11 protein-coding genes are annotated in these 12523 nt (G+C 64.8%); 8 read left to right on the forward strand and 3 right to left on the reverse strand.

Translation table 11 applies throughout. The features are described from left to right. The first annotated feature begins 247 nt into the window (after nt 1–247). The 5 genes from pal to BM222_RS05210 all read left to right on the forward strand — a co-directional run bounded on the left by pal (nt 248) and on the right by BM222_RS05210 (nt 5444). Entirely contained in the window at nt 248–736 is a 489-nt protein-coding gene (pal, locus tag BM222_RS05190; RefSeq protein WP_092227179.1) for a peptidoglycan-associated lipoprotein Pal, read from the forward strand. 188 nt (nt 737–924) lie between these two features. Further along, entirely contained in the window at nt 925–1953 is a 1029-nt protein-coding gene (gene ybgF / locus BM222_RS05195) for a tol-pal system protein YbgF (RefSeq protein WP_092227180.1), read from the forward strand. Nucleotides 1954–2017: 64 nt separating this feature from the next. Next, nucleotides 2018–3118, forward strand: a complete 1101-nt coding sequence (gene tilS / locus BM222_RS05200) for a tRNA lysidine(34) synthetase TilS (RefSeq protein WP_092227181.1) — start codon at nt 2018–2020, stop codon at nt 3116–3118. A gap of 241 nt (nt 3119–3359) precedes the next feature. Continuing rightward, entirely contained in the window at nt 3360–5285 is a 1926-nt protein-coding gene (gene ftsH / locus BM222_RS05205) for an ATP-dependent zinc metalloprotease FtsH (RefSeq protein WP_092227182.1), read from the forward strand. 12 nt (nt 5286–5297) lie between these two features. Next, complete coding sequence (locus tag BM222_RS05210) at nt 5298–5444, forward strand: hypothetical protein (protein ID WP_244547012.1); 147 nt, start codon at nt 5298–5300, stop codon at nt 5442–5444. Nucleotides 5445–5748: 304 nt separating this feature from the next. Here BM222_RS05210 and BM222_RS05215 read toward each other — a convergent pair whose 3' ends face one another. The 3 genes from BM222_RS05215 to BM222_RS05225 form a co-directional block, all read right to left on the reverse strand. Continuing rightward, nucleotides 5749–6072, reverse strand: a complete 324-nt coding sequence (locus BM222_RS05215; RefSeq protein ID WP_092227183.1) for a hypothetical protein — start codon at nt 6070–6072, stop codon at nt 5749–5751. A gap of 145 nt (nt 6073–6217) precedes the next feature. After that, the gene (locus tag BM222_RS05220) at nt 6218–8023 is read right to left on the reverse strand and encodes a hypothetical protein (RefSeq protein WP_092227184.1); all 1806 of its coding nucleotides are present in this window, start codon (nt 8021–8023) and stop codon (nt 6218–6220) included. An 11-nt stretch (nt 8024–8034) separates the two neighbouring features. Beyond that, nucleotides 8035–9549 (reverse strand): hypothetical protein, encoded by a 1515-nt coding sequence (locus BM222_RS05225; protein ID WP_092227185.1) that lies wholly within the window; start codon nt 9547–9549, stop codon nt 8035–8037. A gap of 352 nt (nt 9550–9901) precedes the next feature. On the opposite strand from BM222_RS05225, the gene BM222_RS05230 reads away from it, so the two are divergent. From BM222_RS05230 to BM222_RS05240, 3 genes are all read left to right on the forward strand, one after another. Then, the gene (locus BM222_RS05230; RefSeq protein WP_092227186.1) at nt 9902–10066 is read left to right on the forward strand and encodes a Flp family type IVb pilin; all 165 of its coding nucleotides are present in this window, start codon (nt 9902–9904) and stop codon (nt 10064–10066) included. A gap of 250 nt (nt 10067–10316) precedes the next feature. After that, nucleotides 10317–11672 (forward strand): metallophosphoesterase family protein, encoded by a 1356-nt coding sequence (locus BM222_RS05235; RefSeq protein WP_092227187.1) that lies wholly within the window; start codon nt 10317–10319, stop codon nt 11670–11672. Between the two features lie 158 nt (nt 11673–11830). After that, nucleotides 11831–12511: a TetR/AcrR family transcriptional regulator gene (locus BM222_RS05240; RefSeq protein ID WP_092227304.1), complete on the forward strand. Its 681-nt coding sequence runs from the start codon at nt 11831–11833 to the stop codon at nt 12509–12511. Nucleotides 12512–12523 lie beyond the last annotated feature (12 nt).

The following is a 12523-nucleotide window of genomic DNA, read 5'->3' on the forward strand; positions in this document are numbered from 1 at the left end:
GGCCCTGTGGCGGCCGGGGCACTATCGCGGCCAAAATTCCGGCGAGATCCAGCGTTTGCCGGGCCGCCCGGCTTGCATTCACCCTCGCGCCACATTTACAACCCATTAACCATGATGGGTGCTTTTCGCTGGTTGGGGGCATTTGACCGGCTGAGGCAAGGTTCCGTCAAGGTTGACGGAACGTTCGCTTAACCAACCCCCTGTAGACCGGACAGCAGTGGACGAACGTGAGCGTGGAGGCTCCGGAATGAAATATCCTATGCGTATCCTCCAGGGATTGAAGCTGGCCGCGGTGCTTGCCATTGCCCTGTCGATGGGCGCCTGCGCCAACAAGAACATGGGTATGGACGCGAATGCGAGCGCGGCGACGCCGGGCAGCCAGCAGGATTTCGTGGTGAACGTGGGCGACCGGGTGTTCTTCGAGAGCGACCAGACCGACCTGACGCCGCAGGCGATCGTGACCCTGGAGAAGCAGGCCCAGTGGCTGCAGACCTATCCGCGCTACTCCTTCACCATCGAAGGTCACGCCGACGAACGCGGCACCCGCGAATACAACATCGCCCTCGGCGCCCGCCGCGCCCAGTCGGTGCGTTCGTTCCTGGTCTCGCGCGGCATCGACGCGAACCGCATGCGCACCATCTCCTACGGCAAGGAGCGCCCGGTGGCCGTGTGTAACGACATCTCCTGCTGGTCACAGAACCGTCGTGCCGTGACCGTGCTGAACGCGAGCTCCTGACGTCTGGTCAGCCGCTGTTCATGTTCAGGAACCGATGATGCCGGCGCCCTCACGGGCGCCGGTTTCGTTTCAGCGACCTGTGACTGAAAACCCCTTGGTGGTAGTCACAGTTTTGGCGTACTCCACTTCAATGTGTGGCGCGTCGCAGGTTCCGTCGCAGGCCATTTCGCTTTCGTCGTCAGGGCAAGATGTCATCCAGATTTAAGGTCTTAACCGGCACCGCGGCCGCCGCCGCGCTGCTCTCTTTGTATTCGCCCGCCTTCGCCCAGTCGGACGATGGCGACCCAGAGATGCGGATCGAGCGGCTGGAAAACCAGCTGCGCCAACTCACCGGCCAGAACGAAGAGCTGCAATATCGCAACCGCCAGCTCGAGGATCGCATCCACCAGCTCGAGGGCGCGACACCCGGCCAGGCGCCGGGCCAGCCCAACGTCGCGGCCGTGCCGCCGGCCCAGGTCGCCCCCGGCTATCGCCAGCAACCGCCGCAGCAGCAGGCCATGCAGCCGAATTACGAGCAGCCGCAGGTCGCCGCTCCCGCGCCGATCGTTCAGGAGCAGCCCGGCCCCGGCGCGCCCGGCAGCCGTCGCCGTGGCGATGCGTTCGACCCGAGCCAGACTCCGAATGCGCCCGGCGCGCCGCGCCCGCTCGGCGGCGGTCAGCAGCCGCTCGATCTCAGCGCCAATGGCGGCCGCTATCCGCAGGCGGCCGCGCCGCCGCAGCAGGCCTATCCGCAGGCAGCCGCGCCCCAGGCGGTCCAGCCCGGCTATCCGCCCGCCCAGCAGGGTTACCCGCCGCAGGCCGGCGCTCCGGCGCTCGCGACCCTGCCGCCCTCGGCCACGCCGCGCGACGAGTTCGACCTCGGCATCGGCTACATGCAGCGCAAGGACTACGCGCTTGCCGAGCAGACCATGAAGAATTTTGCGGCGAAATACCCGAACGACCCGCTGCTCGGCGATGCGCAATACTGGCTCGGCGAGAGTTACTACCAGCGCCAGCAATATCGCGACTCCGCCGAAGCGTTCCTCGCCGTCACCACCAAATACGACAAATCGGCGAAGGCGCCGGATGCGCTGCTGCGGCTCGGCCAGTCGCTCGCCGCGCTGAAGGAAAAGGAAGCCGCCTGTGCCGCCTTCGGCGAGGTCGGTCGCAAATATCCGCGCGCCTCGGCCGGCGTCAAAGCCGCCGTCGACCGCGAGCAGAAGCGGGTGAAGTGCTGATCCGCTGACAAAGCGGATGGTGTTGCGCTAAACAGTCGATCCATCCGCGGACGATTGCAGCGTCATGTCAGACGAGGACAATTCACCGATCTCGGCGCGCGCGGCGAGGCAGCTCTTCGCCGGGCTGAAAGCTGCGCCGGCGCTGGTGCTGGCGGTGTCAGGTGGCCCCGATTCGGTCGCGCTGATGTGGCTCGCGGCGCGCTGGCGGCGCAGTTTGACGCGCGGACCTGAGCTCACGGTCGTCACCGTCGATCACGGCCTGCGAAGCGAGGCCGCGCGTGAGGCCCGCGAGGTCAAACGGCTGGCCACGGAGCTTGGCCTTGCGCACCGGACTCTGCACTGGCGCGGCGCCAAGCCAAAGACGGGATTGCCTGCCGCCGCGCGCGAAGCCCGCTACCGCCTGCTCATGAAGGCCGCGCACTCGGCCGGCGCGAGCCATGTGCTGACCGCCCATACCCGCGACGACCAGGCCGAGACCCTGCTGATGCGACTCGTCCGCGGCAGCGGCATCGCCGGGCTGTCGGCGATGGCGCGCCTGACCACGCGCGACGGCATCGTGCTGGTGCGTCCGCTGCTCGATGTTCCGAAATCGCAGCTCATCGCGACCCTGAAACGGGCCGGGATCGGTTTCGCGGACGATCCCACCAATCGCGACGCCACCTTCACGCGGCCGCGACTGCGGGCGCTGTTGCCGCAGCTTGCCGCCGAGGGCGGCGATGCTCGCACGCTGGTGCGGCTGTCGGCGCGGCTTGCCCGCGCCAACGCGGCGGTCGAGGTGCTGACCGATGGCGCCGAGCGCTTCCTCGCCTTGCGGGATCGCGGCGGTGCGCCGCATCGGGTGGGCGTTCGCAGCTTTGAGGCCACGGCCTTTGCAAGCCTGCCGGAGGAAGTCCGGCTGCGGCTGTTGCTGCGGGCCATCGATGCGCTCGGGCATGAAGGGCCCGCGGAACTCGGCAAGGTCGAAGCCCTTCTGGCGGCGCTCGATCAAGCCGTCCACAGTCAGGCGGTCGCGAGGGGCGCCCGCGCCCGGGCAAATGGCCGTCCGATTCTGAAGCAGACCTTGGCAGGCGCCTTGATCAGCCTGGCGGGTGGGCGTATCCACATCGCGCCTGCGCCGGCCCGGCGCTCGAAAGGGGACTCGAAGGCGGCGAGGGGCGGACCATGACACCGGCCGTTGACCCGGATGCCGTCAGGACACCTTAACCAGGCAGGAAAAAGCCCGGCTTTGACGCCATTATTTCAGCGGGAATTGCTCTAAGATGGGATAAATAGTCCCATCTCGTTCCCTTGGCAGCGACCGGGGCGGCACCTAGATTGTATCCATCTAACCGAGAGGATTCCTTGGGGATTTTCTCTAGCTTGCCCAAGGATGAGGCCGCGATCCGCGCGACCACGAAGGAAGATCGATGAACGCCAATCTGCGCAATTTCGCCCTCTGGGTCATCATTGTTTTGCTGCTGTTGGCGTTGTTCACGCTCTTCCAGAATCCGGGTCAGCGGGCCTCCTCGCAGGACATCGCCTTCTCGCAGCTCCTCAGCGAAGTTGACCAGGGCCGTGTCCGCGACGTCGTGATCCAGGGGCCTGAAATCCACGGCACCTTCACCACCGGCCAGAGCTTCCAGACCTATGCGCCGAACGACCCGACGCTGGTGAAGCGTCTGTATGACAGCAAGGTCCAGATCACCGCCAAGCCGCCCGGCGACAACGTGCCGTGGTTCGTCTCGCTGCTGGTCTCCTGGCTCCCGTTCATCGCGCTGATCGGTGTCTGGATCTTCCTGTCGCGGCAGATGCAGGGCGGCGCCGGCAAGGCGATGGGCTTCGGCAAATCGCGCGCGAAGATGCTGACCGAAGCGCATGGCCGCGTCACGTTCGAGGACGTCGCCGGCGTCGACGAAGCCAAGCAGGACCTGCAGGAGATCGTCGAATTCCTGCGTGACCCCGGCAAATTCCAGCGCCTCGGCGGCCGCATTCCGCGCGGCGTGCTGCTGGTCGGCCCTCCCGGCACCGGCAAGACCCTGATCGCGCGTGCGGTCGCGGGCGAAGCCAACGTGCCGTTCTTCACCATTTCGGGTTCGGACTTCGTCGAGATGTTCGTCGGCGTCGGTGCCTCTCGCGTGCGTGACATGTTCGAGCAGGCCAAGAAGAACGCGCCCTGCATCATCTTCATCGACGAAATCGATGCGGTCGGTCGTCACCGCGGCGCCGGTCTCGGCGGCGGCAATGACGAGCGCGAGCAGACGCTGAACCAGCTGCTGGTCGAGATGGACGGCTTCGAGGCGAACGAGGGCGTGATCCTGATCGCCGCGACCAACCGTCCCGACGTGCTCGATCCCGCGCTGCTGCGTCCGGGCCGCTTCGACCGTCAGGTCGTGGTGCCGAACCCCGACGTCGTCGGCCGCGAGCAGATCCTCAAGGTCCACGTCCGCAAGGTGCCGCTGGCGCCCGATATCAACCTCAAGACCATCGCGCGCGGTACGCCGGGCTTCTCCGGCGCCGATTTGATGAACCTCGTCAACGAAGCTGCCTTGACCGCTGCGCGTCGCAACAAGCGCATGGTCACCCAGGCCGAGTTCGAAGAGGCCAAGGACAAGGTGATGATGGGCGCCGAGCGCAAGTCGCTCGTCATGACCGAGGAAGAGAAGCTGCTGACGGCCTATCACGAGGGCGGCCACGCCATCGTCGGCCTCAACGTGCCGGCGACCGATCCGATCCACAAGGCGACCATCATTCCGCGCGGCCGCGCGCTCGGCATGGTCATGCAGCTTCCCGAACGCGACAAGCTGTCGATGTCGCTGGAGCAGATGACCTCGCGGCTCGCCATCATGATGGGCGGCCGTGTCGCCGAAGAGCTGATCTTCGGCCGCGAGAAGGTGACCTCGGGTGCCGCCTCCGACATCGAGCAGGCCACGCGCCTGGCCCGCATGATGGTGACGCGCTGGGGCCTGTCGGAAGAGCTCGGCACGGTCTCCTATGGCGAGAACCAGGACGAGGTGTTCCTGGGCATGTCGGTCTCGCGGACGCAGAACGCCTCTGAAGCAACGGTCCAGAAGATCGACTCCGAGATCAAGCGCCTCGTCGAGGAAGGCTACAAGGAGGCGACCCGCATTCTCACCGAGAAGCATGCCGACCTCGAGACCCTGGCCAAGGGCCTGCTCGAGTTCGAGACGCTGACGGGAGATGAGATCGTCGATCTCCTCAAGGGCAAGAAGCCGAACCGCGAGTCCGTGCTCGAGCCGACCACGCCGCGCGCCTCCGCGGTACCCCCGGCCGGCAAGTCGCCGCGTCCGCGGCCCGATCCGGATCCCGGCCTGGAGCCGCAGCCGCAGGCGTAGATCTCGCCTGCCATGGCCGGTTATTCCGGCAAACCAATCGTGCAAAAGCTCGGCGTCAAGCCGGGCTTTTGTATTTTCGTGGACGGCCTCGCCACGCCCTATCGCGAAATTGTCGGTGAATTACCTGACGGTGTGACCATCGCGAAGGCCGCCAAATAGCTCCGGTCCTGCAGGGTTGGCAAAGGCGCCCTTGCGAAGGCACGTCATCGCGACACACTCGTCATTGCGAGCCAACGGGTCCGCGCGAAGCGCGGCCCGATGACAGGCTCCGCGAAGCAAATCCAGAAGTGTATCCGCGGAAAGAATCTGGATTGCTTCGCTACGCTCGCAATGACGAGGTGGATCAAGTTGCGCTCAAACTGAGCGCTCGTGCCCGGACGCTAGCGCAGCGCGTCGCTCTTGCGACGTGGTGCGGCTGCAGAGCCGGGACACGAAAAGCAGCCATTCAGCGCCGGCTCCGCGGTCACGACGCCAGACGAAGCCAGACGTCGTTGCTCGCCAGCGTACCGTCGGGCGTGGCGATCTCCAGGTCGACGACGTGCAGGGAGTGGTCTCCGTAGACATATTTCAGGTGCCAGATCAGCCCGAGGTCCGGCGTGATGATGAAATCATCGAGCCCATCGGTGATCGCTCGAACCGCCTCCCGGTGCGTCAGCGGCGCCGAAAACATCGCATCGATCAGATTGGCGAGGCTCATGCCTTCGACCAGCATCATGCGCGCGACGTCGTCGCCATGGACCTGGCGGAGCGCTGAGACGATGACGGCAATGGCGTCCGGATTTTTCATGACACGGTTTGCTTCAGGCCATTTGCATAGCCCGATCTGACTGCATTGAGCCGCGTCAGGCACGAAGCTGACGTCGCCCGGATGGAGCGTTAGCGTAATCCGGGATGGCTACTTTAGAGAAGGCCCCGGAAGGCCGGACGAGCTCTTACCTGCGCACGCGCCAAACAGTCCAGCCGGGTTTCGACGCGGCCTGCACCGGCTCCAGATAGTCCGGAGCTTCGCCGCGGCCGAGACGCGCGGCGAGGCCCTCCGGTGCGATGCGGACAAGATCCTCCTGATCGATGGAGCCGTTGCACGTCAGGATGTAGTCGACCTGCCGTGCGCGGACCATGTCTCGCGCGGCTTGCGGTGTTTCGGTCATCGTGTGGAGCATGACGAGGTTGCCGTCATTGTTGCGGTGGTAGGGAGCAGCGAAGACGGAATGTTCCGTCGCCGCCAGGATCGCAGGACCCGAATCGATCGGCGCCATCACCCGCCCGGCCGGCAGGCCGGCGAGTGGTGCGGCGCTCGAGATGGTCTGGCAGGATGCGGCGGGATCTGGCATCGCGATCTTTTGTCCGCCCGTGCCGGCAGCGAGTGCCGGCCAGACCGCAAAACCCATGCCGCCAAGTGTGGCGGGCGACACCAATAGGGCCACACGTACCAGCCGCCAACCGGCCACGACGTTCGTGCGAAGCCGGATGAGTCCCGCGACGCATAGCGGGGCCGCAACGATGTTCGCGGCAGCGGCGCCGCGCAATTCCCACAGGCTCTCGCCGAACAGCGCTGCGAGGGTGATGGTCGAGACGATCCAGCGAAAGCGCGTTTGCGGCGTGCAGCCAATCATGGCAGCCCCACACAGGCCGAGCGTCAGCAATGGAAAAGCGTAATAGCCGAGCAGCTTTTGCGGCTGCATCTGGGCCAGTTCCGTCACCGGCATGGTCTCGATGACGCGGCCAAGCCAGAAGCTGACGAGCAGGGGGTCGACCTGCGCATAGGGCGATGCAACGCAGCTCGGGTATGATCTGAAAAATGCGCCCAGCAGAAGAGCACCGGCGAGAGCGCTCGCCGTCAGCCGCACCCACAAGCACTCCCGCAGCCGGCTGACACCGGCGATCGCAAGCAGCGCGATGCCGCCCCCCGCGGCCAAGAGCAGGATGGGTCCGCCGAAGGCATCGCAGACCGGCGAGACGAGACTGTTCATCGGGAGCAGAAGCAGCGCCAGCAACAGCGACGACCCGGCAAGCCCTGCACCAAAGGCGCAGGCTGGGCGCAGGACTTCAGCGCCTTTCCACACCAGGAGGCCCACGACGGCCGCGCTCGCCATAGCGATGGCAGGGAGCATTTCCAATCCGACCGATAGCGAAAGCGCTGCGAGGAATCCCGCCATAGCCGCCTTGGCTGTACGGTGTTCCAGATCGGTGATGTGGAGCACGAAGCCGAGCAGCAGCACGATCTGCAGATTGTGATGGTCGATCGCGCCGGCGCGGAAGTGGATGAGGGCAGGGATCGACAGCGCCGCAAGCAGAATCGCCGCGAGCTGCGCCCGCGGCTTGTCCGCCGGAGCGCTTGCCTGACTTGCGATCGTCGCCGCGAGCCATAGCGCGGCGCCCATCAGCAGCGACGGCCACAGCACCAGCGTGAGTGCTTCGGCATGATGCTGGCCGAGGAGCGGGCGGAGCAAGAAGATCAGAATGGCCAGGGGCGCATCGACGATGCGGGACCAGTGCATGGCGATTCCGGGCGGGTCGAGCCGGTACTGAGTCAGGTCGAACCAGCCCTGACCGGAGAGAAGATCACGCACTTCGACCAGACGCATGGCGTCGTCGGTCGACAGCGTGTCGAACACGCCGGTTTTGATCGCCGGAAGTGCGAGCACAGCCACGATTATCGCCCAGATCATCGCGAGCACGATCGCCGGCTTTGGCTCCGCGGTCGATCGTTGCACGGTCGATGGGGCGAGCGGCGGCATTGTCGGGCGTCTCAGTTTGATTGGGTCGGCACGGGCGTGTTGCCCGCGCCCGTTGCGCCATCACGCACATGGATCACGGCGATGTTGTCGCCATAGAGCCGCTTCCAGCCCTTGATGTGATCGAGCACCTGGGCGGCCGGGCTGTCGGCGACCATCAGCGTGGCGTCGATCCTGTATTCGTCGAGCAGCCGCGTCAAATTGTCGAGCTTCTTGACCTCGACCCCCTTGAAGAAATCCATCACGAAGGTCTCGCCATAGAGCTCGGCGCGGCCGTCGATGAACACGGGGATGTCGCGCGAGATCAGATAGCCGCCGAACTGGTAGGCGTTGAAGATGCGCTGCGCCTTGCGTTGCTGGAGCAGGTCGACGGCAGCGACGGGCGTCTGGTCCATCGTGAAGGTGAACCGGTGATGCGACATGTAGATCGAGGTCGAGGTCCAGGCCGCGGCTGCGATCATCAGCGCGCCAGTGATTGTGACGTAGCGCGCCGCCCAGCTCTCGGCGGCTTTCTCACGACCTTGCGCGTCCGTTTGCGGCAGCGGCGATTGTTCGCCGAGGGGCTTGGCCAGCGCCAGCGGCACCAGGAAGGCAAAGGCCTCGATGCTCCTGACATGCGTGAGCCCCATCCAGGTGAAGAGCACGATCAGCAGAATGCGTGGCGGCGACAGCGTGAGGCCGCGAAACAGGCCGAGTGCGATCAGGCCGAGAATCGCGGCCTCGAATGCGGAGAACGAGGCGAAATTCGCCGGCATCCATTCCGAGATGACGGACAGCAACTCGCCGAGATTGAGGATGTTGGTCGCGCCCAGCAGCGTGCGCCAGCCATAGGGAGTGACGCAGGCAGCCGTCGTGGCGGCGACGCCGAACAGGAACCAGCGCGTGAGCAGCCGGATCTGCTTGCCGGAATCCAGCGTCCAGATCGCCTCCAGCGCCATCGGGCCGATCAGCGCGAGGCCGAGCACGAAGCCGCCATGCAAATTCGCCCACAGCGACATCAGCGGCAGCCAGGCCCAGGACGGCGTGACCTTGCGGTCGGCCGCATTCATCAGCACGCCGACCCAGGCGATCATCACCGGCAGTGCCAGGATATGCGGCCGCGCCAGGATGTGATGCAGCGACAGCAGCACTGCGAGCATCGCAAACAGCACCGAGCGCGGGATCTCGAGATGCGCATCGAGCAGATGAACCAGGATCGCTGCGGATGCGGCGATCCCGAGCGCGGTGAGGATCACCGGGCCCGCCCAATCCCATTGCGTGTAGGAGATCGAGAACAGAATTTGCGACAGCCACGACGTCGAGATCCAGGGCTCGCCGAACCGTGTGAACGAATAGAAGTCGGCATAGGGCAGGGCGTGATGGTCGAGAATCCACTGACCGATCTTGATCTGCCAGAACGAGTCGGAATCCTGAAGCAGCGTGTCGCCGATATAAAGGAAGAACAGATAGGCGCCTGCGCCGACGCACAGCGGCACCAGCGCGCGCGCGCGGCTCTGCACTGCGATGCTGTTGGTGAAGGAAAGGGACATGCCGCCTCGTGGTATTCTTATCGGGTTGATCGCGCGGGCGGCATTGGACCACGGCGGTCATAACTTCCAGTAAATCAGCGGGCTACCCAAAGCGTTCGCGAGCGAAGTGGATACCGTTCGCGTCAAGCAAACGCCTTCAAACAGCACCCTTCCTTGTGTCCGTGCAATTTAACCGGTTGTTTTAGATTTCGGTTTACCATCGACGAATACATGCAATCCGTTCCATGTTTGCGCAGTCGAATTAACTGCGGTGCAAGTCTTTGCCTCTACGTTCGGTTCCATGGTCGGGCGGCGCTGGGAAGCCGAAAAGACCGGACCAGTTGAAGCCACGTGAATCCTTTTGGAGCAGTCTATGAAGAACCTCGTTTCGCGTTTCGTGAAGGACGAATCCGGCGCTACCGCCATCGAATACGGCCTGATCGCCGCTGGTATCGCTCTGGCGATCATCACCGTCGTCAACCAGCTCGGCACCTCGCTGAACACCAAGTTCGGCTCGATCTCGTCCAGCCTCAAGTAAGCTGAGACGATCTCGGAGTTCAAAGAGCCCCGTCCGCGGATGGGGCTCTTTTTGTTTGGGCGCGGCATTGAGGATCTCGTAGGTAGGCCACAGCGCAAGCGTGCCCACCATTCGCCGATGGCAAGCCGTCATACCCACAACGTCGTTGCGCGCAATGACGAGGAGGCGCCAGCGAATATTGCGCGTTGCTCCCGCTTCCGGAAATTGCCACTCTTCCATCGGAACGAGTGCAATGGAAGGTCGCTAATCCGTGAAAGATTCCATCTCCGCGCTGTTGCCGCGCGGCGAGGGCCACCAGTTTCTGCTGTATGGTGACTCCTGCTCGGGCGTGCCTGGCGCATTGCACGAAAAGACCTTCGCCTCGGTCAACGCCGTCGTCCAACGCCTGCGACCGCAGCCTGATTTCATCGTCTTTCCGGGCGATGAAATCATCGGCCTGACGCCGGATGCGGACGCTCTTCGCGCGCAGTGGCGATATTGGCTGGATACGGAAATGGCATGGCTCGACCGGGTCGCCATTCCCATGTGGCACACGTCCGGCAATCACACGACCTACGATGTGATGAGCGAAACCGTGTTTCGCAGCCTTCTCGATCTGCCCGACAACGGACCGCCAGGGCAGTCAGGTCTCTCCTACTTCGTGCAGCGTGGCGACCTTCTGATGGTGTTCGTCAACACGCTGTGGAGCGGCCTCGGCGGCGAGGGACATGTCGAGATCGAATGGCTCGAGGCGACGCTGAAGCAGCACAGCGATATCAGGCACAAGCTCGTCATCGGTCATCACCCGGTGTTTCCCGTCAACGGCTTTTCCGGCGCATATCAACGCGAGATCGGCCACGAATACGCGCGGCCGTTCTGGGATATCCTCGTGAACGAAAACGTGCTGGCCTATCTGTGCAGCCACATCCTGGCCTTCGATGTGCAGGCGCATCGTGGCGTCCTGCAAATCTGCACCGCGGGTGCCGGAACGGCACACAGAATGCCCGAGGATGTCGAATATCTCCATTGTGTGCAGGCCGCGCTCGATGCGCACGGACTGCGCTATCAGGTGCTCGATACCAATGGTGCAGTCAGAGAAAGGCTGGAATGGCCGATACCTGATCCTGATCCGGCGCGGTGGGCGGCGCTGCCGTCCGGCGAAGCCAAGGCGCTGTTCAGCGGACCTCTCCGGAGCGGAGCCAGCATCGAGCTGAGACTGACCGGGCAAAGCGCGACGATCGATGCCGCATCGGCGCAGACGATCTTCACGGCTTTCGAGCCCGGCGCGATTGCACCCATCTGGCTTGGACTTCGCGGACCTGCGCAAACCCTGACCGTGATTGTCGGTCGCGATCCCGGGCGCAGTCCGGCGTATTGGCTCGGCCCTGACCTCGCCGTGGGTACACCGTTTGATATCCACGTCAGGATCTATCCGGACATGGGACCGGGCGGTCTCTTGTATCGTCACCACGACGATCTCAGGTGGTCGTCTTTCAACGCGGCGACGGCGCGCGGGGTGGAAGGTCTGTCGTGGCCCGAGCGCTGGGCGATCGGTCACGGACAAGGTGGCCTCGAAGATCGTCCCTTCAGAGGTGCGGCGCTCGGTTTCCAGATTGCGCAGATGTAGCGCCTCCGCCAGCGACGTCGATGACGCAATGCGCGCAGATGCATTTGCTTCTTGTCATCCCTCCTGAATAGTTGTTCAGTCCTTCAGGGACGATTTGTATCGATTGCAGTGACGACGCGCTCGGCCGTGCGGCAGGCGTGTGGGATGGGAAGCGCGCCATGGTTTATCGGCGGACGCATCAAGTGGTTAAGCGCCTCGCGGCTCGGCGCAGCGCCATCCTGGCGGCGGCAAGGGAAGCCGCAGCCGAAGGTGGCATGGCGGCGGTGCAGATCGCGCCGGTGGCCATCAGGGCCAATGTGGCGGCCGGAACCGTCTATCGCTACTTCCCCTCGAAGGCCGAGCTGATCTCCGAACTGATTTCCGAGGTCTCCCGCGACGAGCTGGCGGCGATCCGGCGCGCGGCCGATGCCGCGCCAGGTCCGTCCTCTGCGCTGGCGGCGGCCGTGACCACCGTGGCGGTCCACACGCTGTCGCAGCGCCGGTTGGCCTGGGGAATTTTGGCTGAACCTGTCGATGTGGACGTGAGTGCCTCCAGGCTGGCCAGCCGCCGCGAGATCGCCGGCGAGATCGCCGCCCGGATCGATGCGGCCGTGCGGGCCGGCCATCTGCCCGCCCAGGACACGTCACTTGCCGCGACCGCTCTGCTCGGCGCGCTGCACGAGGCGCTGGTCGGGCCGCTGGCGCCCGACAATCTGGAGGATCCCGCCAAGATGCGCGACGCGGTCCAGACCGTGACGCTGCTGGCGCTGCGCGCCGTCGGCGTCATGGACGCCCGCGCCCGTGGCCTCGTGGTGCAGCAGACGCTGCTGCCGACGGCCAAGGCGCTGGTCGGGGCTTAAGGTTCAGCACGC

The organism is Bradyrhizobium sp. Gha, assembly GCF_900113735.1.
Classification (GTDB): Bacteria; Pseudomonadota; Alphaproteobacteria; order Rhizobiales; family Xanthobacteraceae; genus Bradyrhizobium.